This window comes from Adlercreutzia sp. CNCM I-6216 (genome assembly GCF_977113345.1).
On the sequence record NZ_CDSBIE010000003.1, the window covers coordinates 214528 to 240996 of the forward strand.

General features: G+C 63.1%; 25 protein-coding genes. 17 read left to right on the plus strand and 8 right to left on the minus strand.

Annotation, left to right across the window (positions count from 1 at the left end; translation table 11 throughout):
* Window positions 1–49: 49 nt before the first annotated feature.
* The 4 genes from ACYVRU_RS04470 to ACYVRU_RS04485 form a co-directional block, all read right to left on the minus strand.
* Window positions 50–931: a DegV family protein gene (locus tag ACYVRU_RS04470; protein WP_161127486.1), complete on the minus strand. Its 882-nt coding sequence runs from the start codon at window positions 929–931 to the stop codon at window positions 50–52.
* A gap of 149 nt (window positions 932–1080) precedes the next feature.
* Window positions 1081–2577, minus strand: coding sequence for a helix-turn-helix transcriptional regulator (locus ACYVRU_RS04475; protein ID WP_161127485.1), 1497 nt, complete (start codon window positions 2575–2577; stop codon window positions 1081–1083).
* A gap of 211 nt (window positions 2578–2788) precedes the next feature.
* Window positions 2789–4513 carry an FAD-dependent oxidoreductase gene (locus ACYVRU_RS04480; protein ID WP_461185757.1) on the minus strand — a complete coding sequence of 575 codons (1725 nt, stop codon included), beginning with the start codon at window positions 4511–4513 and terminating at the stop codon, window positions 2789–2791.
* Window positions 4503–5108, minus strand: a complete 606-nt coding sequence (locus ACYVRU_RS04485) for a cytochrome c3 family protein (protein ID WP_114540474.1) — start codon at window positions 5106–5108, stop codon at window positions 4503–4505. The genes ACYVRU_RS04480 and ACYVRU_RS04485 overlap by 11 nt, the downstream gene beginning before the upstream one ends.
* Before the next feature lie 193 nt (window positions 5109–5301).
* Here ACYVRU_RS04485 and ACYVRU_RS04490 point away from each other — a divergent pair, with 193 nt between their 5' ends.
* The 9 genes from ACYVRU_RS04490 to ACYVRU_RS04530 all read left to right on the plus strand — a co-directional run bounded on the left by ACYVRU_RS04490 (window position 5302) and on the right by ACYVRU_RS04530 (window position 14650).
* On the plus strand, window positions 5302–6357 hold the full coding sequence (locus ACYVRU_RS04490) for a hypothetical protein (RefSeq protein ID WP_417177151.1): 1056 nt from the start codon (window positions 5302–5304) through the stop codon (window positions 6355–6357).
* Between the two features lie 885 nt (window positions 6358–7242).
* Complete coding sequence (accB, locus tag ACYVRU_RS04495) at window positions 7243–9114, plus strand: acetyl-CoA carboxylase biotin carboxyl carrier protein (protein WP_443613109.1); 1872 nt, start codon at window positions 7243–7245, stop codon at window positions 9112–9114.
* Window positions 9115–9123: 9 nt separating this feature from the next.
* Window positions 9124–10476, plus strand: a complete 1353-nt coding sequence (gene accC / locus ACYVRU_RS04500; RefSeq protein ID WP_114539891.1) for an acetyl-CoA carboxylase biotin carboxylase subunit — start codon at window positions 9124–9126, stop codon at window positions 10474–10476.
* Window positions 10473–10823, plus strand: a complete 351-nt coding sequence (locus tag ACYVRU_RS04505; protein ID WP_114539890.1) for an Asp23/Gls24 family envelope stress response protein — start codon at window positions 10473–10475, stop codon at window positions 10821–10823. Before accC ends, ACYVRU_RS04505 begins: the two co-directional genes overlap by 4 nt.
* 12 nt (window positions 10824–10835) lie before the next feature.
* Entirely contained in the window at window positions 10836–11423 is a 588-nt protein-coding gene (gene nusB / locus ACYVRU_RS04510; protein ID WP_114539903.1) for a transcription antitermination factor NusB, read from the plus strand.
* Between the two features lie 5 nt (window positions 11424–11428).
* Entirely contained in the window at window positions 11429–11689 is a 261-nt protein-coding gene (gene xseB / locus ACYVRU_RS04515) for an exodeoxyribonuclease VII small subunit (protein WP_114539889.1), read from the plus strand.
* Window positions 11690–11701: 12 nt separating this feature from the next.
* On the plus strand, window positions 11702–13579 hold the full coding sequence (dxs, locus tag ACYVRU_RS04520; protein ID WP_114539888.1) for a 1-deoxy-D-xylulose-5-phosphate synthase: 1878 nt from the start codon (window positions 11702–11704) through the stop codon (window positions 13577–13579).
* A 371-nt stretch (window positions 13580–13950) separates the two neighbouring features.
* Window positions 13951–14232, plus strand: coding sequence for a hypothetical protein (locus ACYVRU_RS04525; RefSeq protein ID WP_114549065.1), 282 nt, complete (start codon window positions 13951–13953; stop codon window positions 14230–14232).
* Window positions 14225–14650, plus strand: coding sequence for a PIN domain-containing protein (locus tag ACYVRU_RS04530; RefSeq protein ID WP_114539886.1), 426 nt, complete (start codon window positions 14225–14227; stop codon window positions 14648–14650). The genes ACYVRU_RS04525 and ACYVRU_RS04530 overlap by 8 nt, the downstream gene beginning before the upstream one ends.
* 93 nt (window positions 14651–14743) lie before the next feature.
* On the opposite strand, the gene ACYVRU_RS04535 is transcribed toward ACYVRU_RS04530, so the two are convergent.
* The gene (locus tag ACYVRU_RS04535) at window positions 14744–15409 is read right to left on the minus strand and encodes a GNAT family N-acetyltransferase (RefSeq protein WP_227070055.1); all 666 of its coding nucleotides are present in this window, start codon (window positions 15407–15409) and stop codon (window positions 14744–14746) included.
* Between the two features lie 499 nt (window positions 15410–15908).
* Between ACYVRU_RS04535 and ACYVRU_RS04540 the strand changes: the two genes are divergently transcribed.
* From ACYVRU_RS04540 to ACYVRU_RS04550, 3 genes are read left to right on the plus strand one after another with little or no spacing between them, the layout of a single operon-like run.
* Window positions 15909–17234, plus strand: a complete 1326-nt coding sequence (locus ACYVRU_RS04540; RefSeq protein WP_461185758.1) for an ammonium transporter — start codon at window positions 15909–15911, stop codon at window positions 17232–17234.
* A 33-nt stretch (window positions 17235–17267) separates the two neighbouring features.
* Window positions 17268–17606, plus strand: coding sequence for a P-II family nitrogen regulator (locus tag ACYVRU_RS04545; protein ID WP_114539884.1), 339 nt, complete (start codon window positions 17268–17270; stop codon window positions 17604–17606).
* A 51-nt stretch (window positions 17607–17657) separates the two neighbouring features.
* Entirely contained in the window at window positions 17658–17918 is a 261-nt protein-coding gene (locus ACYVRU_RS04550) for a TIGR03905 family TSCPD domain-containing protein (RefSeq protein ID WP_114539883.1), read from the plus strand.
* Between the two features lie 54 nt (window positions 17919–17972).
* Here the strand turns inward: ACYVRU_RS04550 and ACYVRU_RS04555 are convergent, their stop codons facing one another.
* Complete coding sequence (locus ACYVRU_RS04555; protein WP_114539882.1) at window positions 17973–19019, minus strand: inorganic phosphate transporter; 1047 nt, start codon at window positions 19017–19019, stop codon at window positions 17973–17975.
* 210 nt (window positions 19020–19229) lie between these two features.
* Here ACYVRU_RS04555 and ACYVRU_RS04560 point away from each other — a divergent pair, with 210 nt between their 5' ends.
* The 3 genes from ACYVRU_RS04560 to coaE all read left to right on the plus strand — a co-directional run bounded on the left by ACYVRU_RS04560 (window position 19230) and on the right by coaE (window position 22855).
* Complete coding sequence (locus ACYVRU_RS04560; protein WP_198161046.1) at window positions 19230–20630, plus strand: ATP-binding protein; 1401 nt, start codon at window positions 19230–19232, stop codon at window positions 20628–20630.
* 263 nt (window positions 20631–20893) lie between these two features.
* Window positions 20894–22114, plus strand: a complete 1221-nt coding sequence (gene rpsA / locus ACYVRU_RS04565) for a 30S ribosomal protein S1 (RefSeq protein WP_302233621.1) — start codon at window positions 20894–20896, stop codon at window positions 22112–22114.
* Window positions 22115–22255: 141 nt separating this feature from the next.
* The gene (gene coaE, locus ACYVRU_RS04570) at window positions 22256–22855 is read left to right on the plus strand and encodes a dephospho-CoA kinase (RefSeq protein ID WP_461185759.1); all 600 of its coding nucleotides are present in this window, start codon (window positions 22256–22258) and stop codon (window positions 22853–22855) included.
* Window positions 22856–22900: 45 nt separating this feature from the next.
* Here the strand turns inward: coaE and ACYVRU_RS04575 are convergent, their stop codons facing one another.
* Together ACYVRU_RS04575 and ACYVRU_RS04580 are read right to left on the minus strand one after the other, a co-directional pair.
* A complete protein-coding gene (locus ACYVRU_RS04575) occupies window positions 22901–23341 on the minus strand; it encodes a type II toxin-antitoxin system VapC family toxin (protein WP_114549057.1) in 441 nt (146 codons plus the stop codon).
* The gene (locus ACYVRU_RS04580) at window positions 23322–23624 is read right to left on the minus strand and encodes an AbrB/MazE/SpoVT family DNA-binding domain-containing protein (RefSeq protein WP_114549056.1); all 303 of its coding nucleotides are present in this window, start codon (window positions 23622–23624) and stop codon (window positions 23322–23324) included. The genes ACYVRU_RS04575 and ACYVRU_RS04580 overlap by 20 nt, the downstream gene beginning before the upstream one ends.
* Window positions 23625–23770: 146 nt before the next feature.
* Between ACYVRU_RS04580 and ACYVRU_RS04585 the strand changes: the two genes are divergently transcribed.
* Entirely contained in the window at window positions 23771–24631 is an 861-nt protein-coding gene (locus ACYVRU_RS04585; protein WP_114549055.1) for a MerR family transcriptional regulator, read from the plus strand.
* 86 nt (window positions 24632–24717) lie between these two features.
* The gene (locus ACYVRU_RS04590) at window positions 24718–26469 is read left to right on the plus strand and encodes an FAD-dependent oxidoreductase (protein ID WP_181815562.1); all 1752 of its coding nucleotides are present in this window, start codon (window positions 24718–24720) and stop codon (window positions 26467–26469) included.

Here is a 26469-nt window from a genome sequence, read left to right on the forward strand (position 1 = left end):
GGATTGGACTAGTTCCATGGAAGAGCGAACGGCGCCCTTCTGGTTCCGTCTATTCTCTGGCAAAGAAGGCGAAAGCGACGCCGCCCGGGCCCACATGGGTGCCGATGACGGCGCCGACCTGCGCGAGGGGCAAGTCGTCCGGCACGGCGGACTCGTCGGCGGCTGCTTCCTCGGCGGCTTTCGCCTGCGTCAGGCTGTCGGCGATGTACTTGCGGGCCGTCGCGTCGGACAGGCCCGAGTAGGCCACCCAGATGGGCCGCGTGAAGTCGATGCCGCCGGCCTCGTCGATCTTCTGGAACACCATGTTCTTCGACTGCTTCGATCCGCGGGCCTTGCCCAGCACAACGACGTCGCCATCGACGACGCCCACCACGGGCTTGATGGAGAGCATGCCGCCCACGAGGGCCGCCGCTCCGGAAATGCGGCCGCCGCGGCGCAGGTACTCCAGCGTATCCAGGGAGGCCACGAGCCGGATGTCCTTCTTCTCCTGGTTGAGGCAGTAGGCGATGTCGGCGGCGGAAAGCTCTTCATCGCGCAGGGCCCAGGCGCGCTCGGCGAGGATACGCTCGCCGATGGTGGCGTTCTCGCTGTCGACCACGAAGACCGACTCCTTAAACGGCGCCGCGGCGATGCAGGCGCTCTGGTAGGTGCCGGAGATGTGGCTGGAAAGCGTGATGCAGACGACCTCGTCGCTGGCATCGACGGCCTCTTGGAAGAGGTCTTGGAACACCATGGGAGGGATCTGGCTCGTGCGGGGCAGCTCGTCGGTTTCTACGAGGCGCTCGAAGAACTCCTCGCGCGAAAGGTCGACGCCCTCGGCGTACTGTTCGGAGCCGAATGCGATGGTCATGGGGATGATGGTAATGTCGTGGGCGCGGGCGTAGCCCTCTTCCATGTCCGCCGACGAGTCCACGATGATGCGAATGGCCACAATGCCTCCCGTGTCAATTGTTTTCTTGCATATTTTATCGTCCGTACACGGGGCTTTGTTGAAGCGAGGAAAAGGCAAGTAAATTGTTCATAATTAGGCAACAGTTTCTCGATTGACAGCGCGCTGCAAACGTGGCCGCTGGGAAGTGTTCAACCTTCCACTAGATCGAGCAGCTCCTGGTGGGAATGGATGCCGAGCTTCGCGTAGACGTGCTTCACGTGGGCCTTCACGGTGTTGCGGGACACGACGAGCGCCTCCTCGATGTAGGCGCGGTCGCGGCCGCGGGCGAGCATGGCGAACACCTCGGCCTCGCGCGGGGTAAGGGAGAACTCCTCGGCGATGGCCGCGCAGCGGGAGGCAAAGGCCTCCTCGGGGGTGCGGGCCGCGGGCATCGGCACCGGCACTGACCCCGTTCCGGCGCCCGGTACCGCTTGTGCTCCCGCATCGGTTCCCTTCCCAGTGGTCGTCGCCCCCACCAGCACCGGATCGATGCCGTCGATGGCGCCGGCGAAGGTGAAGCGCTTCAGCCCGATGGTCACGTAGGCGGCGAAGACCAGCAGCAGCGCCGCGGGGATGGCCACGCGCAGGGCAGGCACGCTGGCAGCGGCGCCGTTGGCGAGCATGCCCGCGGCGGCTCCTGTGAGCGATCCTAAGGCCGAAACGCCGTTGCCCCAGGCTACCGTTGTGATGGCCCCGAGCGGATTGCGCGTGGCAATGGTGATGAGCGCCATCTGGGCGGCCATGATGAACAGGCCGTTGCCGGCGTTCAGCAGCGCCACGTCGGCCGCTCCGCTGTCGGCGGCGAGCAGGGGCTGGGTTGCCAGAAGGAACCCGGCCATCACCGCGAGGGCCGACAGCTGCACGAGACCGTCGGCGGGAAAGCGCCGGCGCGAGCAAATCACGTAAAGGGCCACGAGGGCAAGCGGGATGGCCGAGAGAAACGACATGCGCGGCGTGCCCGCCACCTCTCCGAAACGCAGGGCGAACCCGAAGGCCACCTGGAACAAAAACAAGCACACGAACAGGGCCGAGAACGGCGCGAGGAACGAGGCCGGCCGCGTGACGGCGATGTCGCTCGGCGAAGGCCGGTCGTGGGCCACGGCGAAGTAGAGGCGCGCCCCCCGGGCGGTAAGCGCGATGGCCGCCAAGGGGAAAGCCAGGAAGAGAGCGGTTCCGACCCACGGGGGCAGAAGCGATGACGCGGGGCTCGCCGCCAGCTGAACGGTGTAGGCCGCAGCGATGATCACGGCCGTCGCGTGCATTTCGAGGCGCGCGAGATAAAGCGCCACCGATATGGTCGCCACCGATCGGCCGATGGCGGCGAGGCTCGCACCCGCAACGAGGGGCGCCGGCGCGGAAAACCCAAGCCCCAGGGCCAGAAGCGCGCCGCCGCCTACAAGACACGCCACCGCCACGGCGACGATGGCGCGCTCCCGCAGAAGGCGCGGGGCGCGGTAGGCCGCAAGTCCAAGGCCGAGCAAAGTTGCTGCCGAGAACGTGACGGAGATGTCGCGGGCGAACATGAAGATCGCGTCGAACTGCGGGAAGAGCGAGCCGTTCATAAGAGAGGTGGTGCCGAGCGTCAAAAGCAGCGCGACGAACCCGCACAAGGGGCTCGCCTTTTCTGCAGTGCATTCCGTTTCCATGTCGCTCCCTTTCGCTCCTTCCCGCTTCCCTCCATTCTACACGCGAAAGCCCCCTGTCCGCGCGGGACAGGGGGCTCGCTCTCATAACCGCTGGTCGCTGGAGGGGAGGCGCGACGGGTGGTGTCCCTTAGGAAGGGCTTGACGAACTGCCTTCGCGGGTTGCGGAATAAACGACTCGCGAAGGCGAAGGGGCCTTGAAGACGCGGACGCCTTACGCCTGCCCGGTTGCCGCCAGCATGCCGGCGCGGCGGCCGAAGGTCATGGTGCGCCCGCAGGCGAGTCCCGTCAGCAGGTTTGGATAGCTCACCGAGAAGAAGCCGCCCGAGTCGTTGCCGGTGAGGTACAGGCCCTCGATGGGGTCGCCGTTTTCGTCGCACGGGTGCATGTTCGTGTCGATGGTGACGCCGTCGAGCGTCGCCAAGAACCACGCCCCGGTGCGCACGCCGTAGAAGGGCGGCGTGTCGATGGCCATCAGGCGGTGCTTCTCCTTGTAGTAGTCGGTGTCCTCGCCGGCCGCGGCCATCTCGTTGTAGTGCTTCCACGAGGCCACGGTGGTCTCCACGGGAAGGTTCAGCTTCTCAGCGAGCTCTTCCATGGTGTCGGCCTTCTGCACGTAACCGTCCTCGATGAGCTTCTCTATCATACCGTCCACCACCTGCATGGGGATGTTGTTCTTCGCCCCGTTGGGGAAGGGGAACAGACGGCAGCAGCCCACCTCGTCGAAGGCCTCGGCCTGCGCGGCGTGGTTTGCGTCCCAGATGTCCACGTAGGTCTGGTGCGGCTGCATGATGGTGGAGTGCAGCATGTAGTCGTAGGGGCCGCTCTCGTTGCAGAAGCGCTCGCCCTTCAGATTCAGCTTCAGGAAGGGCTGCTCGCCAAACCAGAACCAGCGGCCGAGCACGCCGTCGCCGGCGTACTGGTCGGGCTTCACGCAGGCGCGGTTGAAGGTGCAGGCCGCGCCGAGCGGGTCCATAGTGGCGCCGAGCCACAGCGCCGCTTTAATGCCGGAACCGGTGGGGTTGCCGCCGGAGCCGGGGGCCGCGATGCGGATCTTCTGGTTCCAGGCCTGGCGGTCCTCCATCATCTCCAGGTTGTTGCCGTAGCCGCCGGTGGAGAGGATGACGCCCTTGCTGGCGTTGATGCGCAGGTAGTGGCGGTCGCCCTGCACGTCGCGGGCGATGACGCCGGTCACGCGGCCGGACTCGTCGGTCTCGCATTTGATGAACTCGCAGTACCAGCGTGTCTCGGCGCCCTGCTCGGCGGCGTAGGCCAAGATGGACTCGGCGAAGCCCCACTCCTCGTCCTCGGCCACGGCATCGGTTTTTTGCGGACTGTGGCCGGTGGCGAAGGCCTTGTCGCGGCCCGGGTCGGAGGTGTCGCCCACGCCGCCCTCGAATTCCATGACGAGCTTGCCGTCGCGCTGGATGATGTCGGTGAGCCAGTCTACCATGGCGCCGGACTCGTCGGCCCACAGCTTCACCAGGTCGTAGTTCACAAAGCCGTTGGCGTAGCGGACGATGTCCTCGACGGCCTCTTTCTTCTCGATGCGGAACTCCGGGAACTCGTCGAAGGAGGCCTGTTGCAGGCGCGAATCGATGGCGCCGATGTCCTCGCGGACGTTATGGGGGGTGCCCTGGCGGTCGATGCCGAGCACCTTCGCACCGTTCTCGGCGGCCGAGATCATGGCCGGGATGCCGCCGGTGCCCATGCCCACGACGAGCACCTCGGTCTCGATGGTCTCGGCGATATTGGCCTCGTCGATGACGGGCGGCGCTCCCAACCAGGAGGGGCCGTCGAAGTCGCCGGTGCTCGGATTGGTCGGCTCGGCGGCGGCGTAGCCGTGCCCGCAGCCGGAGAGGGCCGCAGCGGACAGGCCGCCCAGGGCCGCAAGGCCCGCGCCCTTGAAGAAGCTGCGACGTGTTATGTTACTGGACATTGGGAGCCTCCCATCCCTCGGGCAGGGTCAGATCATGGCACTCGTTGCAGACGAGCACCTGGTTCTCGTGGGCTTTGTGGCAGTCGCCGCATTCCAAGGCCATGTCCTGATGGCTGGAATGCGGGTTGTACTTCTCGTCGTTGCCGGCGAATCCCCACAGGCCCGCGGTGATCTCGTCAAAGGACTTGCCTCCGTGGCACTCGGCTCGCGCGCAGAACTCCTCGCTGGCGAACTGCTTGCCGGTGGCGAGCATGGTGCCGTCTTCGGTCATGGGGTAGTTGTCGGACACCCAGGCGCACACCTCCGAGATCTGGGTCGTCAGCTCGGCGGTGTGGCAGTCGAGGCACGACTCGCCGGCCTTCGCGTGCACGGTCACGCCCAGGTTCGGGTCGCCGGAGTCGTAGGTCTCCACGTAGTAGTCCATGGGGCTGTGGCAGATGGCGTTGCAGAAGCTCGGCTGCTCGTGCCACACCCAGAACCCGGCGCCGGCCACCACGATAATGGCCGCCACCACGCCGGCGACGATCCACCCGCGCTTGGGACGCTTCTTGGGAGCCGGTCCGCCCGCGGCCCCCTTCTCTTCGTCGATGCTCATGATCGTTTCCTCCCTTCCTTACTTGTGTTAGAAACGATGGCGCCCAGTGTGCGCCGCGCCGCCCCGAAAAGCTATTACCCCAGCGGGGTAAACTTCGCGTTTAGCCTGATGGGGGCGGGGTAGGAAAGCGGGGAGGAGGGAAGCGATAAAGGAGGGGGATGGAAGGTAATGGGGCGGGAGGAGGAGTTTTTGGGTGAGAGTCGAAAGAAAGGGGGGCGGCAAATATGGAAGGGCATCATGCTGCCGGATCGGTTGGCGACGAGATGAAGGCGAAAGGAGAGCGAAAGGTTGGGCGGGGAGGGGACGCAGCGAAAAACGGTTGTTGAATGCGATGGAAGCGCGGCTCAGCAAGCGCGGTGGAAAACTTGGCGTGTCGGATGCGGTGGAAAACGCGAGGCGCTCCTATGCGGCGGGGCTGTCATGGGGGCTTATGGAGAGCGTGTCTTCCGCAAGCCGTAATAGAGTCGCATTTCTATCCTATGACCAGGACTTATACGCTCATGAATGTTGGTTTTGTCGAGGCGATCCCGCCAGCTTTATTCCGCGACAATTCCGTTTATTGTGGTGCGCCATGAAGCTTTACCTCGGTTACATATCGGCTCTTCAGTTCTGGCGCTGGTGGTCTTCTTCTCACCCGCTCGCGCTGCGGGTGTTTCACGACATGCGGCCAGGCGAGACTGGGCATACGCCTTCGTTTCCCGTCCTTTTCGTTCCGTCTCTCCGTCAATGCGCTTTCCGCGATGAGGACGTTATCGACTGCTTACGCGATGCGGGCATTGACGTTTGTTCAGCGCCTGTGCACGTGCTTGTCGAGGGTTCGCAGGGAGCCAGAGACACGCCGGTAGTTAAGAAGCATCGAACAACGGTCGCCTTCCCTCGCGGGTCGTTCGTCAAGGTCGCGCCAAGCGTTCTCGTCAGCTCGCCCGAGCTCTTGTTCCTTCAGATGGCCAAGGCGCTTGCGTTTGGAGAGCTGGTCGCGCTCGGGTTCGAACTGTGCGGCTGCTACCCGCTTTCCGACGAGCTGTCGTCGTCTTTGGTGCGCTCGCCGTTGACGACGCCGAGCCGCCTGTCGGCCTTCGTTGCGCGCGCCCGCAACCACGATGGCGTTCAGTTGGCCAGACGTGCCGTGCGGCATGTTATGGCGAAGTCGGCATCCCCCTATGGAAACCGAGCTTGCAGCCTTGGCGTTTATTTCTTCGCGCGAAGGTGGTTTGGGTTTGCGGCGCGGTCGCCTGAACGAGCCCATTGACTTCTCCGAGAGCATCCAGCGAGCCTGCGGGTGTCGGCGTGCGGTGTGCGATATTCTCTGGCCCGAAGAGCGCCTGATTTTGGAGTATGACGGTAAGAGGTTCCACGGGACAGACGATAGGGTCAGCCGCGATGCGCGGCGAAAGGACGCGCTTCTGCTGGCGGGCTATGATCTGGTCACCATGACGGGCTCTCAGCTCGGCAATGTATTCCAATGCGCTGAGCTCCTTGATCAGCTGTCAGCGAGAATGGGCAAACCTAAGAAGAAAAGAGGGGCCGGCCATTTGGATCGGCACATGCGGCTTCGCAAGCAGCTGAGGAGCTATCACAACTCCTTCTTGTTTCGTGATGGGAAAGGCCCTGATCGTTGATTCGGATGCGGATTATCGAAGGGGTTGGATTTAAGGTGGCGGGGATGTCGAGAGGGCGATTCCGGGATATTGCGGAAGAGGATCGCGAGAATCGGAAGTTGTTGGGAGTTTCGCGCAGCCGGGACGGGAGAATCGGAAGTTGTTGGGAGTTTTGCGTACTTCTCGGAGCGTTTTGCTTACGAGAGAGGCGGTTTTGGCGCTCGAGACTCCCATCTATTTCCCGATGGCGCTCGAAACTCCCATCTATTTCCGAAAAATGCCAAGCGGGCAGAAGGCGTCTCTGGTTTTTGAGGCTTGCGGTGGTTGAACTGCGGTGGTTGAGCGAAGGGAGCGCTTGGATTAAGGATTGCCGATGCCGCCCCCTGCGCAACCCTTCGGCCGCGTTCGCCCCTCCCGCCGCTTCGTTGATGTTTCTTGTCGGCAAATCGGACGGCGCGGCGCAGGGCCGTGGTAGGCTTCCCCTATAATCCGAAACTTGATCTTTGACTAACCTGTGTATAAGGAGGTGTGAGTTCATGCCACGGCTTCAGATCATGGACACGACCATCCGCGACGGTCAGCAGAGCCTCTGGGCCACCCGTATGCAGATCGGCGACATGCTGCCGATCCTGCCGAAGATGGACCGCGTCGGCTACTGGGCCATCGAGGCGTGGGGCGGGGCGACGTTCGACTCCTGCCTGCGCTTTTTGGACGAGAACCCCTGGGAGCGTCTGCGCGCCATCAAGGCGAACACGCCCAACACGCCGCTCGCCATGCTCTCGCGCGGGCAGAACCTCGTCGGCTACAAGCACTACTCCAAGGAGATCGTGCACCGCTTCATCAACGCGGCGCATCGCAACGGCGTCGAGGTCTTCCGCGTGTTCGACGCGCTGAACGACATCCGCAACGTCGTGGACAACGCCGAGGCCATCAAGGAGTGCGGCGGTCTGTTCGAGGGCGCCATCTCCTACACGATCTCGCCGGTGCACACGCTGGACTCCTACTTGGAATACGGCCAGCAGCTGAAGGATCTGGGCGCCGACACCATCGCCATCAAGGATATGGCCGGCATGCTCACGCCCTATCGCGCCGAGCGCATGGTGAAGGCGTTCAACGAGGAAATCGGCCTGCCGGTGCACATCCACTGCCACTATGTCGGCGGCATGGCCCCGGCCAACATCCTGAAGGCCGCCGAGGCGGGCGTGGCCGTGGCCGACACGGCTCATGCTCCGCTCGCGTTCGGCAACTCGCATCCGGCGGTGGAGATGATCGTGGCCGCTCTGAAGGAGAGCCGCTACGACACCGACCTCGACCTCGATCTGCTGTTCGAGATCTCCGAGTACTGGGAGGAGATGCGCAAGCGCGGCCACTACAAGCGCGGCGTGTCCTCGCTCATTCATATGCAGGTGTACTCGCACCAGGTGCCCGGCGGCATGATGAGCAACCTCATCAGCCAGCTGGAGGTGCAGAAGGCCGCGCACCGTCTGCCCGAGGTGATGGCCGAGATTCCGAAGGTGCGCGCCGAGGTGGGCTATCCGCCGCTCGTGACGCCGATGTCCCAGATCGTGGGCACCCAGGCGGTGTTCAACGTGCTGACGGGCAAGCGCTGGAGCGTCATCTCCAAGGAGATGAAGGACTATGTGTGCGGCTACTACGGCAAGGCGCCGGGCAACATGGACAAGGAAATCGTGGCGAAGGTGGCCGGCGATGCCGAGATCTTGGATCCGAAGATCGCCCCCGGCACGCTGGTGACCACCACCTACGACGAGTGCGCCGCCGAGATTGGCGATTTGGCCCAAAGCGAGGAGGACGTGCTCATGTACGCCCTGTTCCCCAACGAGGCCCGCACCTATTTGAGCAAGCACCGGGTATCCGAGAAAGTCGATTTCATGCTGGAGCAGGAGTCCAGCGCCACCAAGGAGGACGATTACGTGGACATCAATCAGATTCGCGAGCTGGTTCGCGTTGCCGAGGAGAGCGGCGTCGGGGAGATCGTCGTAGAGGAAGAGGGCATGCGCATCGCTGTCCGCATGCCGGGTCAGGGTACTCCGGCCGCTGCCGTGCCCGCCGCTCCGCAGGCCCAGGCGGCTCCCGTTGCCGCCGTGCCCGCGCCGGCCGCCGAGGAGCCGGCGAGCGATCGTCCGGCCACATGGAAGCCGGTGGTGGCTCCCATGGTGGGCACCTACTACGAGGCCCCGGCCCCGGGCGAGCCGCCCTTCGTGAAGGTGGGCGACGAGGTGGCCGCCGGCGAGACGCTGTGCATCGTGGAGGCCATGAAGCTCATGAATGAGATCGCCGCCGAGGAGATGGGCACCGTGCGCGAGGTGTGCCTGTCCGACGCCACGCCGGTGGAGTACGGCACCGTGCTCTTCTACGTGGAGCCCCACGACCCCACGCCGGGCGCGTAGGAGACAAGCATGTTCGAGAAAATTCTAGTTGCCAACCGCGGCGAGGTGGCGCTGCGCATCATGCGCGCCGCCCGCGAGCTGGGCGTGAAGACGGTGGCCGTGTACTCCACGGAGGACGCCGACACCTATCCGGTGCGCTACGCCGACGAGGCCGTCTGCATCGGTCCTGCCCAGTCGAACAAGAGCTATCTGGTCATGGCCTCCATCATTGCCGCGGCGAAGAACACCGGTGCCGAGGCGATTCACCCCGGCTACGGCTTTTTGGCCGAGAACGCGGAGTTCGCCCGCGCCTGCGCCGACAACGACCTCGTGTTCATCGGCCCCGCCCCGGAGTGCATCGACCGCATGGGCGACAAGTCGTCCGCCCGCGAGACCATGAAGATGTGCGGCGTGCCCACGGTGCCCGGCTCCGACGGCTGCCTGGATACCGTGGAAGAGGCTGCGGCCTTCGCCGAGAAGGTGGGCTACCCGGTGCTCATCAAGGCCACGGCCGGCGGCGGCGGCAAGGGCATGCGCGAGGTGCACGATCCGGCCGACCTCGCGGCCCAGTACAAGGCTGCCCGCACCGAGGCTGGCGCCGCCTTCGGCAACGACGGGGTGTACCTGGAAAAGCTCGTGCTGCGTCCGCGCCACGTGGAGGTGCAGGTGCTCGCCGACGACCATGGCAACGCCGTGGCGCTCTGCGAGCGCGACTGCTCCATCCAGCGCCGCCACCAGAAGCTTCTGGAAGAGGCCCCCTCGCCAGCGCTTTCCGAGAACCTGCGCCGCGACATGATGAAGGCGGCCCTGAAGGCCGTGCGCGCCGTGGACTATCGCAACGCCGGCACCATCGAGTTTCTGCTGGACGAGCGCGGCCAGTTCTACTTCATGGAGATGAACACCCGCGTGCAGGTGGAGCACCCGGTCACCGAGGAGATCACCGGCACCGACATCATCAAGGAGCAGCTGCGCATCGCCGCCGGTGAGCCCATGAGCTGCGCGGGCCGCGCCCCGTTCTCGCCTTCGGGCCACGCCATCGAGCTGCGCATCAACGCCGAGGATCCCGAGCACGGCTTCCGCCCGTGCCCCGGCACCGTCACGCGCTTCGAGCCCCCGGCGGGCCCCGGCGTGCGCGTGGAGACCTACCTGCGCCCCGGTTCCCGCATCTCGCCCTACTACGACTCGCTCGTGGCCAAGGTGGTCGTGCACGGCCAGGATCGCGCCGAGGCCGTCGCCCGCGCCAAGCGCGCCTTGGACGAGTTCGTTATTGAAGGAATTGCAACAACTATCCCATTCCACAAACGCGTGCTCGATAACGAGGTATTCTTGGCCGGTGACGCGACAACCGACTTTATCGAAACCCAGATGGGAGACGTACTATGACAGACCAGATGAACGTCGAGGGCCTTTCCATCGCCCCGGGGGTCATGGAGACCATCATCTCCGTGGCCGCCAGCGAGGTGGACGGTGTGGCCTCGCTGGGCTCCTTCGCCACGAGCGGCATCCGCTCTATGCTGGCGAGCAAGCCCTCCACCTCCGGCATCGAGACCAAGATGGGCGACGACAGCAAGCTTTCCGTGGCGGTGCACGTGGAAGTCTACTACGGCTATGTGCTGCCCGAGCTGGCGGCGCAGCTGCGCAGCGCCATCGCCGAGGCGCTGGCCACCCAGGCCGGCGTGGAGGTGTCCTCGGTGGACGTGTACATCGACGGCCTCCAGTTCAAGGCGTAGGTGGCGCGCGGTATGGCTCCGAGAATCCACGAGCGCACCCGCGACCGCATCAGCGCGGTGCAGGTGCTGTACACGAGCGAGCTGACGGGGAAATCGCCCAGCGAGCTGCTCGACTGCGGGCTGTGCCTGGTGGCACGCGAGGCTCCCGCCGATGAGGCCGATGCTGCCGAGGCGGGCGCGTTCGGCCGCATCGAGGAGGGGACGCTGACCGATTACGCCCTGGCGCTCATCCACGGCGTGGAGGCGAACCAGGCCCAGGTAGATGAGCGTATTGAAGCGGCGTCCGAGAACTGGGCGCTCTCCCGCATGCCCATCGTGGACCGTTCCATCCTGCGCTTGGCCGTCTTCGAGATGTTCCACTGCGACGACGTGCCGGTGTCGGTCTCCATCAACGAGGCGGTGGAGCTGGCCAAGGGCTTCGGCGGCGAGGACGACTCGCCGCGCTTCGTGAACGGTGTGCTGGGGCGCATCGCGCGTTCTATGGAAGGCGATGGCGCGGTCGCGGCTGATGCGGTCGGAGCCGACATTGCCGCCGCCGGCCCGGTGGATGCCCTGGTGGGCGCCTCGGGCGCCGCTGCTTGCGTGCAGGTGGGGGTGTAGGCGCCATGGCCGACGAGCAGGGTCGCACCTTCGAGGACGTGCACGAGCGCCTTTCCGAGATCGTTGACGAGGTGTCCGCCGAGGACATCTCGCTGGACGACGCCTTGAAGCTGTACGAGGAGGCCGTGAAGCTGGGCCTTTCCGCGTGCGATTTGTCCGAGCAGGACTTGGACGCGTTTCTGGCGACGGAAGAGGAAACGACGGTCGAGGAGGGCGGCGCAAGCGCTACCCCTACGGGTTCAACCGACATGCCCCGCGAGGCCTAAAGGAAACCGCCCATGGATGTCCCGCGCATACTCGATGCTATCAGCTCGCCGGCCGATTTGAAGGTGCTCGATAACGAGGAGCTGGCCATTTTAGCCCGCGAGATCCGCCAGGAGATCGTCGCCACCACCTCGGTCACCGGGGGACATGTGGCGTCGTCTTTGGGCGCCGTGGACATCATCGTGGCCTTGGAGAGCCTGCTCGACATGCCGCGCGACCGCGTGGTGTTCGACGTGGGGCACCAGGCCTACGCTCACAAGCTGCTCACCGGCCGACGCGAGGCGTTCAAAACGCTGCGCACCTACGGCGGCCTTTCCGGCTTCACCAAGCCATCGGAGAGCCCCTACGACGTGCACCCGTCGGGTCATGCGTCCGACTCGCTCTCCATCGCCACGGGCCTCGCAAAGGCGCGGCAGTTGAAGGGCACCGACGAGAAGGTGGTGGCCCTCATCGGGGACGCGTCGCTCGCCGGCGGCATGGCCTTCGAGGCGCTGAACTACATGGGCAACGAGCAGTTGCCGCTCGTCGTCATCTTGAACGACAACGAAATGTCCATCTCGCGCAACGTGGGCGCCCTCATGAAGCATCTGGGCAACATCCGCGCCAACAGCCACTACCGCGAGGCGCGCGAGGGCCTGCAGGCGGCCATGGAGCAGGGCGGCCCTGCGGCCCGCGGTCTGCTTGGCTTCGGCAAGAACATGAAGGAATCCCTCAAGCAGATGGTGATTCCCCATACCATGATCTACGAATCGCTCGGCATCGTGTGCACCGCTCCCATCGACGGCCACAACATCGCCGAGCTGCGCGACGTTTTGTCGCTCGTGCTGGAAATGGACGGCCCGGCGCTCGTGCACGTGGTCACGCGGAAGGGGGAGGGCTACGAGCCCGCCCGCCGCGATCCCGAGGCGTTCCACGGCACCGGCCCCTACGATATTGCCACGGGCCGCGCGTTGAAGAAGCCCGGGCGCGCCCCCAGCTACACCGAGGTCTTCGGTGCGGCGCTCGCCGACGAGGCGGCCAACGATGCGGACGTGGTGGCCATCACGGCGGCCATGACCGGCGGCACGGGGCTGAAGACCTTCGCGGCGGAGTTCCCCTCGCGCTTTGTGGACGTGGGCATCGCCGAGGAGCAGGCGGTGGGCATGGCGGCCGGCCTCTCGTCGGGTGGCAAGAAGCCCGTGGTGGCGCTGTACTCCACCTTCATGCAGCGGGCTGTGGATCAGATGATCATCGATGTGGCCCTGCCGGAGGCGAATGTGGTGTTCGCTTTCGATCGCGCGGGCCTGGTGGGCGATGACGGGCCTACGCACCACGGCGTCTTCGACATGGTGTACACGCGCATGGTGCCGAACATGCGGGTGCTCGCGCCCTCCGACGAGGCGGAGCTCGTGCACGCGCTGCATACGGCGCTGGTTTTGGAGGGCCCCGTGTCGCTGCGCTACCCGCGCGGCGAGGCCGAGGGTGCGCCGTTGCCGGATGTGCCGGAAGTTCTGGAAGTGGGGAAGTCCCGCACGGTGCGCGAGGGGGGCGACGTGGCCCTGCTCGCCTTCGGTCGCATGGTGGGCCAAGTCCGCGCCGCCGCCGAGCTGCTGTCCGCCGAGGGCATCGAGTGCCGCGTGGTGGACATGCGCTGGGTGAAGCCGCTGGATGCGGAGGCCATCGCTGCGGCGGCGGCCTGCCGTTTGGTGGTCACGGTGGAGGAGGGCGTCATCGCGGGAGGCGCCGGCGAGGGCGTGCTGGAGGTGCTGGCCCGCCAGGGTGCCACGACGCCTGCCGTCACGCTGGGCATCCCCGACCGCTTCATCGGCCAGGGTCCCGTGCCCCAACTCTTCGCCGACCTCGGCCTGAATGCCGAAGGCATCGCCGCTACGGTGCGCGAGGCGCTAGGTTAATCGAACCTCACAGCCAACGCGCTTCGTTCAGCCAAAACACCTGCTTCTTTCCCTGGTAGGCAGTCGAGCAATAGCGCAAGTCGACAAGTCGATTCAAATCGTCGCGAGCCGTGGAGGCGGCGCACTCGAAGGATGGGCGTAGGCCTCCTCCGATAGCCGAATCCGTCTGGCTCGCCCGTTCCTTCCCTCCCCAGGGGCGATGCCAGCTGTTCGAGAAAGGACGCGCACCCGTCACGGATGCGCGTCCTTCTTTTCGTGCGGTAGGACGGGCGCCTCGTGCTATAGAGTCCCAAATACGATACACTGCTCTGTGTACTTGTTTACAAATTCCTTAGGATGAGGTACAGTGAGGCTAGCGAATGGAGGTTGCTATGGCGACGAAGACGTTTTCGGGACGGGCCGATGCCGAGAAGATCCTTCTTGCCGACGCCCTGGCACGACAAGAGTACGGCTTGTCCTTTGGGCAATACTGCAGCGGTGTCCTCGTCGATTACATTTGCGAGACGGGGGCGCTCCCCGATACGCGTGTGCACTCGAAGAAAAAAGGCGGTGTGGCCATGATGCTGAGCCTTGCGAAGAAGCATCAGGGTAGCGACATCGCTCGCCTGAGTGACCAAGAGATTCGCGATCTCGTTGCGAGCCGCTATGAGTAGTAAGGTGCTTCTCGATACCAACGTTATGCTCGACCTCGCCTTGGCACGGCCGGAGGGGTTCGATGCAGCCGCCGCCATCGCCGAGGCCGTGGCCTATGAAGAGGTCGTCGCATATGTTTGCGCCACGTCGCTCAAAGATCTGTACTACATCCTCTCCAAAGCCATGGGGGAGAAGGACGCGCGAACCTACATCAAGGCTGTGATGGACGATTTCATTATCTGCTCAGTCGATTACGCCCTCTGTCGTCAGGCTGCAGATTCCGACGAGCCTGATTTCGAAGACGGTTTAGTGCGCGCCTGCGCCGAGAACGCCCGCGTTGATTTCATCGTCACGCGAGACGTTACGGCGTTTGCTCGATCAAAGGTGCGCTCAATCGCTCCGGCAGATTATGTGGCGCGGTTTCTTGTCGACGAATAGGCATTGCGGATCAAGAGAATTCCGCAGTACTTTGTTTTCTGATTGGGAGGGGCGACCGAGGTCGCCCCTATGGAGGCTGACTCGCGGGGCCAGCTACTGCAGCTTCTTCTCCATGATGTAGTCGTCCATGATGTAGCCGTCGCCGATGTCGGTTTCCGCGGCGTCGATGACCTCGAAGCCCTTCGCCTTGTAGGCGCGGATGGCCATCTCGTTGCGCTTGTTCACTGTGAGATAGAGGGCATCCAGACCGCGCTCGCGGGCGAGGCGCTCGTAGAAGCGGATGGTGGCCGAGCACAGGCCCTCGCCGCGGTGCTCCTTCAGCAGGTAGATCTTCGAGATGAAGAAGCGGTTCGTGTCCGTCTCCACGTGCCCTCCGGTGTAGCCGACGATGCGGGGGACGGCGGCCGTGCGGGCGAAGTCCTCGGTGTCGTGGGCCAACTCGTCGTCGCGGTCGGATTCCACGTCGTCGTTGACGCGGCCGGCTACGGTGTCGCCCTGGTCGTGGATGTCGGCGCCGTGCGTCGCCGCGCCCAGCTCGTGGGGCGTCTCGTCCTCGTGCTGCATGATGAAGAAGTACTCGTAGCCATTGTCGGCAATGTCGGTGCGGAAGGCATTCAGGCTCTGGAACTTCTCCACCATGTAGTCGGTCTGCGCTTGGCCGATGATGGCCGGCCAGTACTCGTTCCAAATATGGTAGGCCATATGGGCCAGGGCCTCGACCTCTTCGTCGCGCTCGACCTGTCGAAATGTAACGCTCATGAGTGCATCCTTCCGCGTTGTGACAAAACTTTTCGAAAAAGTGGTCACAAAATCGAGTTCTGGGTTTTCTTTATGGGCGATACGACCCAATTAACGGTTGCGACTTTGTGTAGTATATCGTTTAGCGATATATTCCTCTTGCTCTTATGTCGTCTTGAGGTCTGCAAAAACCCAGAACTCGATTTTGTGACCAAATCGCGCCGATTCTTTGTAAAGGCAACGCTGCCATTGTAATGCTTCGGCGATCTGTGACGGGACGCGCGGGCATTTGTTTCCGCCCAGTAACAAGGAATGGTCGCCAGTGTTAACACTTATTTTTGAGGGGGTTAACAATCATCGTTGAGCGCGCAGGTCACCAGGTGCCGTGGAACAATCGGGGTGTCCTTGCCGTTGGGCATCTTGGGCGACAAGGGGTGGGGAGGCCCGCGCGGTGCGGCGCGCGGCGCCTCCCGACCTCTTTTCGCCGAGGGCCCGCGAACTGTGAAAGGGGTTGATCGCGATGATTGACACCGGTTCCACTGGGTTCATGCTCGTCTGCGCCATGCTGGTGCTGCTCATGACGCCCGGACTCGCCTTCTTCTATGGAGGTCTCTCCCGTCGCAAGAACGTCGTGAACACCATGGTGATGGTGTTCGGCGTGCTCGGCATCGTTGGGGTTATGTGGGTCGTTTGCGGTTGGTCGTTCGCCTACGGCGGCGACGGCTCGTTGCCGTTTTTCGGCGGCCTCGACCAGATCGGGTGCCTGAGCGCCGTGAACGACATGGTGGCCGAGGCCGAAGGCACACCTGACGCCTTCGCGGTGCTGTCCGGCCAAGGAGCGCTGGCCAACGACCCCGAGTTAGCGGCGGGCTATCCGGCCATTATCGACATCGTCTTCCAGATGGCCTTCGCCATGATCACCTGCGCCATCATCACCGGTGCTGTAGCTGGACGCATGAAGTTCGGCGCCGTATGCGCGTTCGTGGCCGTGTGGGTCGTCGTGGTGTACGCGCCGCTCGCCCATATGGTGTGGGGCGGTGACGGCTCGCTCATTGGCGACATGATCGGGGCCCTGGACTTCGCCGGCGGCGATGTGGTGCACATCTCCTCGGGCCTCACCGGGCTCATCCTCTGCCTTATGCTGGGGCGGCGCAAAGGGTTTGCGGTGCTGTCTTACCGCCCGCACAATGTGCCCTTTGTGGCCCTGGGCGCGGCGCTTCTGTGGTTCGGCTGGTTCGGTTTCAACGCTGGCAGCGAGTTCGCCGCCGATGGCGTGGCGGGTCTCGCGCTGCTGAACACCGTGGCCGCGAGCGCCGCCGGCGTGCTTTCCTGGATGATCACCGAGCGCATCACAGTGGGGAAGTGCACGCTCGTCGGCGCGGCGACGGGCCTGGTGGCCGGCCTTGTGGCCATCACCCCGGCGGCAGGGTTCGTGGAGCCCTGGGCGGCGATCGTCATGGGACTTATCGTGAGCCCCATCGTGTACGCGGCCATTTCCCAGGCCAAGCGGCGCCTCGGCTACGATGACGCGCTGGACGCCTTCGGCTGCCACTGCGTCGGCGGCATCGTGGGCGGCATCCTCACGGGTCTGTTCTGCGTGCCCGGGCTCTCCTGGACCGAGCACGGCGGCCTTCTGTACACCGGCGACTGGTCGCTTCTGGGCTCGCAGGTGCTGGGCATCCTGGTGACCATCGCCTTCGTGGCCATCGCGGACGTAGTGCTGGGGCTTATCATCAAGGCCTGCTTCAAGGGCAGCTTGCGGGTGAGCGCCGAGGATGAGGCGGCTGGGCTCGATGTGGCCGTCCATGGCGAGTCGGCCTATCCGGTCTACCTGGGTCTGGACTAGCACGGCGGAGCGATTGAGAAAGGAGTTGCGGCTATGAAACGAGTAACGGCTATTGTGCGGCCCGAGAAGATGGAGCCGCTGAAGGATGCCCTGTTCGCCGCCGATGTGAAGGGCATGACCATCTCGCAGGTGCACGGCTGCGGCGCCCAGCACGGCTGGAGCGAGTACGTGCGCGGCACCGAAGTGATGCTGAACATGGTGCCGAAGGTGAAATTCGAGGTAGTGGTGGAAGACGACGCGGTGGACGCGCTGGTGGACACCATCGTGGGCGCCGCCCGCACCGGCGAGGTGGGCGACGGCAAGATCTTCGTGGCGCCTGTGGAGGAAGTGGTGCGCATCCGCACCGGCGAGCGCGGCGCGACGGCGGTGTAGGCCACAATGCGGTACAATCTCGCCGAAACAAGGTGCGAGAAAGGAACCGACATGCACACCTACATTCCCCGCGGCGTCTGCTCCCGTCAGATCGATGTGGAACTGGACGGCGACACCATCAAGAGCGTCCAGTTCACCGGCGGCTGCGACGGCAACTTGAAGGCCATCTCCAAGCTGGTGGCTGGCCAGAACGTCGACGACATCGTCGCCATGATGGAGGGCCACACCTGCGGGCGGCGCTCTACCTCCTGCGTGGATCAGATGACCAAGGCCATCCGCGAGGCCCAAGCAAAAGCCGCTGAGGAAGCGTAAGGCGATCCCAGCTGCGGTTCACCCAAGGGCCCGGACTCATGTCCGGGCCCTTTTCTACAGCATCATGAACAGCTTGGCCAAGGCCCAGCCGATAAATCCGCAGCAGGGGAAGGTGAGCACCCAGGCCCACACCATACGGCGGGCGACGCCCCAGTTCACGCGGCGGAAGCTCTTCGAGGCGCCTACGCCCATGATGGAGGCGGTGGAGCAGTGGGAAGTGGAGACGGGCATGCCGGTCATGGATGCCACGAACAGCGTGATCACCGTGGAGAGGGAGGCCGCCACGCCCTGGTACTTCTCCAGCGACACCATGTCCATGGCCACGGACTTGATGATGCGCTTGCCGCCGAGAAGCGTGCCCAGCGACATGGCCGCTGAGCAGATGATCATGAGCCACAGGGGGAAGTCGGTGGCGCCGCTCGTCTCCATGCCGAAGGCGAGCGCGATGCCCAAAAGCCCGATGGACATGAACTTCTGCCCGTCCTGGGCGCCGTGGAGGAACGACAGCGCGCAGGCGCAGATGTCCTGCAGCACCATGCACACCTTGTTGCCGCGCTGGCGGTTGACGCCGGAGAAGAGAAACTCGATGATCTTGGTGGTGGTCATACCGAGGATGAAGCCGCCCACCAGCGAGAACACCATGCCGTAGATGACGAGCATCCACTCGGAGAGCACGACGCCGGCAAGCCCGTTCAGCGCGATGGCCCCGCCGGTGACGCCGGCGATGAGCGAGTGGGACTTGCTGGCGGGAATGCCCCAGAACCAACAGAAGACGCCCCAGCCGATGGAGCCTATCATGGCGGCTATGAGCGCGAGTAGCGCCTGGTGGGTGTTGCCGGAGAAATCGACCATGTTGAACATGGTGTGGGCCACGGCCGTGGAGATGTAGGTCATGCCCACCAGCCCCACGAAGTTGAACACGGCAGCGAGCGCGAGGGCGGCGCCGGGGGTGAGGCAGCGGGTGGAGACCGCGCTGGCGATGGCGTTGGGGGCGTCGGTGGCGCCCGAGATGATGGTCACGCCGATGACCAGCGCCAGAATGCCGAGCAGGATCGGATGATTTCCTGCCTGCGAGAGGAACACCGAAAGAGTCAATTCCATGGCTGAGCCTTATCCCGATGAAGCCGACCGGACGCAAACGCATCCTCTCATTCTAGCGCAACGTCTGCGCTCACGAAAGATGATGCGGAAAGTAAAGAATAGGGCGAGGAGGCCCTGCGTGAGCTGGACGTGCATCAGATTATACTTTGAAGTATAATACTTTGAAGTATAATATCCCTCCAACGAAGCATGGGAGAGAAAGGGGCAATTGTGGACGCGTTCGTCGATCGCACTGAAGAACTCGCCGCCTTGGAGGAGCAGTTCGCCGACCACCAGGCGGCCATGGTGGTCATCTACGGCCGGCGCCGCATCGGGAAGACGGCGCTCATCACCGAGTTCGTCCGCGACAAGCGCGCGCTGTACTTCCTGGCGACGGAGGAGTCGGAGGAACAGAACCGCGCGGCCTTCCAGAAACAGGTGGCCGCGTTCACGGGCGACGAGCTGCTCGGCCAGGTGTCTGTCGACAACTGGGACGTTCTCTTCGACCGTCTGACGAGCGACGGCGAGCGCCTCGTCGTCGCGCTGGACGAGTTCCAGTACCTCGGCAAGGCGAACCCGGCGTTCCCCTCCGTCTTCCAGCGCATCTGGGACACGATGCTTTCCAAGCGCAACGTGATGGTCATCCTGTGCGGCTCGCTCATCTCGCTCATGGAAAGCCAGGTGCTCTCCTATAGCAGCCCCCTCTACGGGAGGCGCACCGCGCAGGTTCGCATGAAGCAGATTCCCTTTCGGTTCTACCGGGATTTCTTCTCGAAGGAGATCGGGCGCCGCGAACTGGTCGAGCTCTACAGCGTCACGGGCGGCGTCCCCAAGTACATCGAGAGCTTCAGGGGCGTGGACGATGTGTACCGCGGCATCGAGAAGAGCGTTTTGAACTCCAGCAGCTATCTGTACGACGAGCCGAACTTCCTTCTGTCGAAGGAGGTGAGCGAGGTGGGAACCTATTTCTCCATTTTGAAGGCGGTGGCGGCGGGCAACCGCAAGAGCGGGGAGATCGCCGCGGCGCTGAACGTGAGGCAGACGGGGCTGTCGAAGTACCTGAAAGTGCTCGAGCGGCTCGATGTGCTGGAGCGCGTGGTGCCCGTGACGGAGGAGAACCCCGAGAAGAGCAAGAAGGGCCTCTACCGCATCAAGGACAACTACCTGCGCTTCTGGTTCCGCTTCGTCTTTCCCCAGATGGGGCTGTTGGAGACGGGGCGGCGGGCGGAGGCGCTGAAGACGATCAGGAACAACTTCGTCGACGGGCAGGTCGCCTACGTGTACGAGGACGTGTGCCGCGACCGCCTGTGGGATGCGGGCGCGGAAGGGGCGCTCCCCTTCATGCCCGAGCGGGTGGGCGCTTGGTGGGGCGCACGCGATGTGGAGCTGGACGTTGTGGGGCTGGGCGCCGAAGAGGGCCGAGCGGTGTTCGGCGAGTGCAAGTTCTGGGCGAGGCCCGTGGGCGCCAATGTGCTGAGGCACTTGGAAGAGCAGGCTCGAAAGGCCCTGGACGACCCCTCTTTTCGGCGCTTTGGCGGCCCGCCCGTCTATGTCCTCTTCAGTATAGGCGGGTTTACCGATGAGGTGCGTAGCGAGGCGCGCGCCCGGAAGGACGTGCTGCTGCTTTCGTAGGGCGCCTTCGACGCGCTGAGGGCTCTTCTTGGCCGCCTTGTGGGCGCGCTGCGAAAAATGTCGGCACTCGGGGAAAATTCACAATGAAGCGCGCGCGAGCGGTGCTATACTGGGCGGGCTTGCCGATAGGCGGCAAGTGTAAGTATCTGTTGGCCCCCGAGACATGTTTGTTGCACCGCGATCCTTGCTTCTGCAAGCGAACATGGTACGTATCAACCATCATGACGAAGGGTCCCTGATTTAGTTTTTGAAAGGGGTCCGTTTTGACCGAAATCAAGAACACCTCCGTGATCGACTTCTCCGACATCTCCGATGAGCAGATGAACGAGATGATCGACGGCACGCTGACCGAGTTCGACGAGGGCGATCTCGTCGACGGTACCGTCGTCAAGCTGGAGCACGACGAGGTGCTGGTGGACATCGGCTTCAAGAGCGAGGGCGTCATCCCGGCCCGCGAGCTGTCCATCCGCAAGGATGCCGATCCGTCCGACATCGTGAGCCTGGGCGACAAGATCGAGGCTCTGGTTCTCCAGAAGGAGGACAAGGACGGCCGCCTCATCCTCTCCAAGAAGCGCGCCGAGTACGAGCGTGCCTGGATTTCCGTCGAGGAGAAGTTCAAGGCCGGCGAAGTGGTCACCGGCGAGGTCATCGAGGTGGTCAAGGGCGGTCTTATCCTGGACATCGGCCTGCGCGGCTTCCTTCCGGCCTCTCTCGTGGACCTGCGCCGCGTGAAGGATCTGGACGCCTACCTGGGCACCGAGATCGAGGCCCGCGTCATCGAGATGGACCGCAACCGCAACAACGTCGTGCTGTCTCGCCGCGTTCTCTTGGAGGAGGGCCGCAAGAACGAGCGCGCCGAGATCCTCTCCAAGCTCTCCAAGGGCATGCGCCTCAAGGGCAACGTGTCCTCCATCGTGGACTTCGGCGCCTTCGTGGATCTGGGCGGCATCGACGGCCTGGTGCACATCTCCGAGCTGTCTTGGAACCATGTCAACCATCCCTCCGAGGTCGTCAAGGTGGGCGACGAGGTGGAGGTCGAGGTGCTCGACGTCGATCTGCAGCGCGAGCGCATCTCCCTCGGTCTCAAGCAGACCACGCCCGACCCGTGGATCCAGCTGGTGGAGAACTACCCGGTGGGCACCATCGTCGACGGCAAGGTCACCAAGATCGTGCCCTTCGGCGCCTTCGTCGAGCTGGGCGACTCCATCGAGGGCCTGGTGCACATCTCCGAGATGGCCGGCCGCCACATCGATACCCCGGCGCAGGTCGTGCATGCGGGCGACGATGTGAAGGTGAAGGTCATGGAGATCAACCCGGAGCGCCGCCGCATCTCCCTGTCCATGAAGGCCGCCGCCGAGGAGCTCGGCTTCGAGATCGACGTGGACGAGTCGGTGCAGGCCGAGGAGAAGCCGGCCCGCCGCAAGAAGGACGAGGCTCCGGCCGAGGCCGAGGTCGTCGAGGTGGAGACCGTCGACGCCGAGTAGCCTCTGCGGGTTCGTGCGACTGCGAACGACCAGTGACTTTTCAAAGGCCGCTCTTCGGAGCGGCCTTTCTCGTGTATGATGGTTCCGTTGAATTACTTGGGTATGATCGCGCGAAGGTGCGCGGTTTTGGAGGAGGTTCGCATGAAGAAGCTGTTTCTCATCGGCGGCATGGGCGCCGGCAAGTCCACGGCGCGCAAGGCGCTCACCGACGAGGGCCTGGCTTGGATCGATCTCGATCAGGTGGGGCACGAGGTGCTCATGTGGGACACGGTGAAGGACGATTTGCGCGGAGCGTTCGGCGATGACATCTTCGATGAGAACGGGGAAGTGGTGCGCAGCGCCCTGGCCGCCAAGGCCTTCGCGACGCCGGCCGCCACGCGCAAGCTGAACACCATCACGATGCCCCGCATCGAGGAGCGCTACACCGACCTCATCGACGGCTTCGAGGCCGAGGGCAAGCCTGCCGTGGTGGTGGAGTACTCGGTGTTCCGCAACCGCCAGAGCTCGCTGGCCTACGGCGCCGACGTGGTCATGGCGGTGCTCGCGCCGCTGGAGACCCGCATCGAGCGTGCCGTGGCCTCCGGGTTCCCAGAGGAGGACGTGCGCGCCCGCATCGCTCGCCAGATCACCGATGCCGACCGCATCGAGGCGTCGGACGTGGTCTTCAACAACGACGGCACACCCGAGGAGCTGCGCAACGAGGTCCTGGCCTGGTGGAACGAGTATAAGAAGGAGCTGTAAGAGCCACCTGCTAGACTTAGAATCAATCAATGGGGTCCCGAGAAATCAATCCTCGGGACCTTTTTCTGTTTGGAAGAAAGCAACAAGTGCCTCTTGGGCCGTCATCTTCGGAACGAATGAGTTCTTGAAGGCGGCTTTGTCGTAACTGATGATAGCTTCTACCTGAAGTTCCTCTGCGGCGACGCGGATGAGGCCGTCTTCGTAGTCGGGTTCGTCGGAGTCGATGGATTCGTGCACGAAAAGCCCGGTGAGATCGATAAGGTCGAAGGTGTCGACGATGTCCCGCAACGATTCACGCGCCTCTTCTTCCGTCATATAGTGGCGACAGAGGATGTAGTAAACATCATTCAGAGAGGAGGAGAGAGCGCATATTGTGCTTCGATTGATGTATGCCTCCTCCACAAGGCAGAGCGCTTCCTCGTGAAAAGATGAATCGGGATGTATCCAGTAGATGAGGGCGTTGGTGTCAAAGAGCAAGGAAGTCACGATAGCGCTCCTCCTTTGCCTGCGCAATCAAGTCGTCAGCGGTAAGCCCTTCCGGCCAGGGTTTTATCTTATTGCGTCGGGCAGCGATGCGTGCTTCGACGCGTCGTAGGCGAGCAAGTCTATCCTCTTCGTCGTCGAGCATGGAGGTAATGACTACCACACCCTTGCGAGGTGAGGCAAGTCGCAGGGGGGTATCCTGGTCTATAGCTGCCTCTTGTCGAAGTGCCTTGGGAAGGAGGACGGCCATGCTGTTGCCGACCTTGGTAAGTGTTGCCGTTGCCATAATGCCTCCAATCAGTTCAGATAATTATAACACGTTATAACGATAGGAGAAGAGAAATGGGCACTCTCTTTTCTGGAAAACCTCTCAACTCGGCATAGGGTGCAGGGTGTATGCTGAATGGGGCGTCTTTGTTGAAGGAGGGGAATGTGATAACGACAAAGGAACTCTGTGCGGTTCTCGGGGTAGCTCCCAGCACTATTCGTCTCTACGAGAAGTATCTGCCGAAAGATCCATGGGCCCGCGGGCAGAACAACTATCGGGGATTTCATTTCGAGAACATGCTGTGCCTACTCACGGCGCGCCTATTAGGCTCTTACGGCATCTCGATGAAAGAATCCGTAGAGGTTATCCTTGCAGGTGATTTAACATCTATGGATTGCGAATTGGGCCAGCGCGTAAGCCCTTTGGCGGAGGAGCGTCGGCGGGCTTCTGATCTGATTGAATCTCTCGATCGCGATAGGGCGCTCTTGGCGAAGGTTCCATACCTACTAGAGGCGTATGAAGTGATCGACATTCCGTCGTTTTTCTATCTGGAAAGCGCTTGGACCAAGGCCTCTTCGGAGCAGCAGCGTTTGGTGCGCACCTGGTCCCGCGAAATCCCCTTTGTCCGCTATACGCCTCATTATCATGTCGAGGGGTTGAGAGATGGGGCGGAGCCGTCGCCCGACCTTCCGCGGAGCGGCTTTTCTGTTCCAACTCGTTTTGCCGATTACGTCGACTTGGCTAGCCCTCATGTGCGCTTCGTGCCCTCGTTCAAGGCGGTAGCCTTGGTGATCCGGGTTGATGGGATATTCTCTGAATCTTCCGAACGCGATAAGGGAACGATGCCTTTTAACGAGCCGTTATACGTTCGTGTCCTCGACATGGTGTCGTCCGCTTTGTCCCGGGAAGGCTCGGAGTTAACTGGCAATATTTACACGCAGCTCCTGTACGCAAATCTCCCTCTGCGCGCTGATGGAAGCGATGCCGTGCAGTACTACTATGTCTTCTCCCCTCTTGTGCGCTAAAAAGTCCTTGACTCCGCATAGGGTGCAGCCAGCAGAATGCTCCCGTCGCTTGACGAAAGTGAGTTCAGAAGTGAAGGGAGATGGCGATGGGTGCATCGAAAAGCACGATGGATGCGCAGGGAAATCAGGGGATTTCCCGTCGAGGGTTCCTGCGGGGCGTTGGCCTTGCGGGCTTGGCAGCCGGCGGGTTGTGCACGGCGACTGCTGTTGCCGCTGCAACAGGATCAGCCGACGCGGCCTATGCGGAAGAGTCCGCGGCGACTGTGGGTAACGAGCTGATTGAGATTTACGGAGAGAACGTCAACCTTATGCCCGCTTATGGGGCTGAATGGGATGTCGTTGCGGGTCCTGTGGGCTTCGAGTCCCGGGAAATCGGCGCAGACGAGATAACTCACACCGATCAGTGCGATCTGCTGGTGATCGGCGGCGGCATTTCGGGCACGATGGCCGCGCTGAAGGGCGCCGAGCTGGGTGCCAACGTGGTAGTGCTTGAAAAGATGAGCAAGGGCCGCAATACGTGGGAGAGCGTGGGCGGCTGCGGAAGCCGCATGCAGGCCGAGACGGGCAACGTCGTTGATCCGGCTCAGTATGTGGAAGAGATTCTGCGAGCTTCCTACTGGCGCGCCCGACCCGATGTAGTATGGTCGTTCGTGAACAACTCTGGCGAGGCAATCGATTTTATGCAGGACTCGTTAGATAAAGCGGGCCGTGATATCAAGATTTACAACACCACTCAGCCAGAGACGGGCTATGGCATCCAGGTGATTCAGGGTGAGCACAAATTCGCCGTTCCCGAGGACTATAACTGGACGAGCTGGATTTTCGGTCCTATCGTCATGGATGCCCTCACCGCTGTAATGCAGAACGAACTCCATATCGATCTTCGCTTTAATACCGCAGGTGTGCAGCTGGTCCAAGATGCGTCGGGCCGTGTGACAGGCGCTGTCGCGAAGGATGCCGACGGCTACTACGCAGTTGAGGCGACCAAGGGCGTCGTGCTATGCACGGGCGGTTATGAAGCGAATCCCGATATGATGAAGGCGTGGACGCGCTCCGAGGATTACGCCGCCTCAAGCTGCTGGGATCCCTCTACTGGCCCCACCGGCGATGGGCACATGATGGGTTTGCAGCTGGGCGCTCAAATGGATCCCATTCCCCATGCGGTTATGAACTTCAATTTCGGTACGCCTGCGCAGTTCCTTGACATCCCGGGCATTTGGTTTACCTCCTCGCTTGGCATCGCCGTGAATTCACGTGGCGTCCGCTTTGTGAACGAGGGGCTGCCGATGAACTTCGTGTCCAATGCTATCAATGCGCAGCCTGGTCGCGGCAAGGGGTGCTGGATTATCTTGAACCAGGGTATGGTTGACGCCATGGCCGACATGCAGCCCACCGCAGATGAGACCATCAAGCAGTATATGGATAAGGGCTGGATGTTCAAAGCTGACACGGTGGCCGATTTGGCGCCACAGCTGGGGCTGGATGCGGCAATTCTCCAGGAAACCGTTGACACCTACAACGCCTATTTCTCCTCGGCCGAGAAGAAGGACTTGCAATTCCGCCGCAACTTGGAAACCGCCATGCCGTTGGCGGAGGGCCCGTACTACGGCCTCGTGACGAACAGCACGGTACTGACCGTGGTCGGCGGCTTGACCATCGACGAATCGTGCCGTGTGTTGAACTGGGACGATGAGCCCATCGAAGGTCTTTATGCCGCGGGCAATGCCTCGGGCGGAGTCTTTTCGGGAACCTATCCGCGCCACCTTCCCGCCACCTCCGTCGGTCGAGCGGCCACTTTCGGTTATGTATCTGCCCGCCATGCCATTCAAGGAGAATAA

What these genes read in the sequence shown, in the direction of transcription:
- ACYVRU_RS04475 (WP_161127485.1), bottom strand. Translation starts at nt 2,577, where the DNA reads ATGGAAACGGAATGCACTGCAGAAAAGGCGAGCCCCTTGTGCGGGTTC.
- ACYVRU_RS04480 (WP_461185757.1), bottom strand. Translation starts at nt 4,513, where the DNA reads ATGTCCAGTAACATAACACGTCGCAGCTTCTTCAAGGGCGCGGGCCTT.
- ACYVRU_RS04485 (WP_114540474.1), bottom strand. Translation starts at nt 5,108, where the DNA reads ATGAGCATCGACGAAGAGAAGGGGGCCGCGGGCGGACCGGCTCCCAAG.
- accB (WP_443613109.1), top strand. Translation starts at nt 7,243, where the DNA reads ATGCCACGGCTTCAGATCATGGACACGACCATCCGCGACGGTCAGCAG.
- accC (WP_114539891.1), top strand. Translation starts at nt 9,124, where the DNA reads ATGTTCGAGAAAATTCTAGTTGCCAACCGCGGCGAGGTGGCGCTGCGC.
- ACYVRU_RS04505 (WP_114539890.1), top strand. Translation starts at nt 10,473, where the DNA reads ATGACAGACCAGATGAACGTCGAGGGCCTTTCCATCGCCCCGGGGGTC.
- nusB (WP_114539903.1), top strand. Translation starts at nt 10,836, where the DNA reads ATGGCTCCGAGAATCCACGAGCGCACCCGCGACCGCATCAGCGCGGTG.
- xseB (WP_114539889.1), top strand. Translation starts at nt 11,429, where the DNA reads ATGGCCGACGAGCAGGGTCGCACCTTCGAGGACGTGCACGAGCGCCTT.
- dxs (WP_114539888.1), top strand. Translation starts at nt 11,702, where the DNA reads ATGGATGTCCCGCGCATACTCGATGCTATCAGCTCGCCGGCCGATTTG.
- ACYVRU_RS04525 (WP_114549065.1), top strand. Translation starts at nt 13,951, where the DNA reads ATGGCGACGAAGACGTTTTCGGGACGGGCCGATGCCGAGAAGATCCTT.
- ACYVRU_RS04530 (WP_114539886.1), top strand. Translation starts at nt 14,225, where the DNA reads ATGAGTAGTAAGGTGCTTCTCGATACCAACGTTATGCTCGACCTCGCC.
- ACYVRU_RS04535 (WP_227070055.1), bottom strand. Translation starts at nt 15,409, where the DNA reads ATGAGCGTTACATTTCGACAGGTCGAGCGCGACGAAGAGGTCGAGGCC.
- ACYVRU_RS04540 (WP_461185758.1), top strand. Translation starts at nt 15,909, where the DNA reads ATGATTGACACCGGTTCCACTGGGTTCATGCTCGTCTGCGCCATGCTG.
- ACYVRU_RS04545 (WP_114539884.1), top strand. Translation starts at nt 17,268, where the DNA reads ATGAAACGAGTAACGGCTATTGTGCGGCCCGAGAAGATGGAGCCGCTG.
- ACYVRU_RS04550 (WP_114539883.1), top strand. Translation starts at nt 17,658, where the DNA reads ATGCACACCTACATTCCCCGCGGCGTCTGCTCCCGTCAGATCGATGTG.
- ACYVRU_RS04555 (WP_114539882.1), bottom strand. Translation starts at nt 19,019, where the DNA reads ATGGAATTGACTCTTTCGGTGTTCCTCTCGCAGGCAGGAAATCATCCG.
- coaE (WP_461185759.1), top strand. Translation starts at nt 22,256, where the DNA reads ATGAAGAAGCTGTTTCTCATCGGCGGCATGGGCGCCGGCAAGTCCACG.
- ACYVRU_RS04580 (WP_114549056.1), bottom strand. Translation starts at nt 23,624, where the DNA reads ATGGCAACGGCAACACTTACCAAGGTCGGCAACAGCATGGCCGTCCTC.
- ACYVRU_RS04590 (WP_181815562.1), top strand. Translation starts at nt 24,718, where the DNA reads ATGGGTGCATCGAAAAGCACGATGGATGCGCAGGGAAATCAGGGGATT.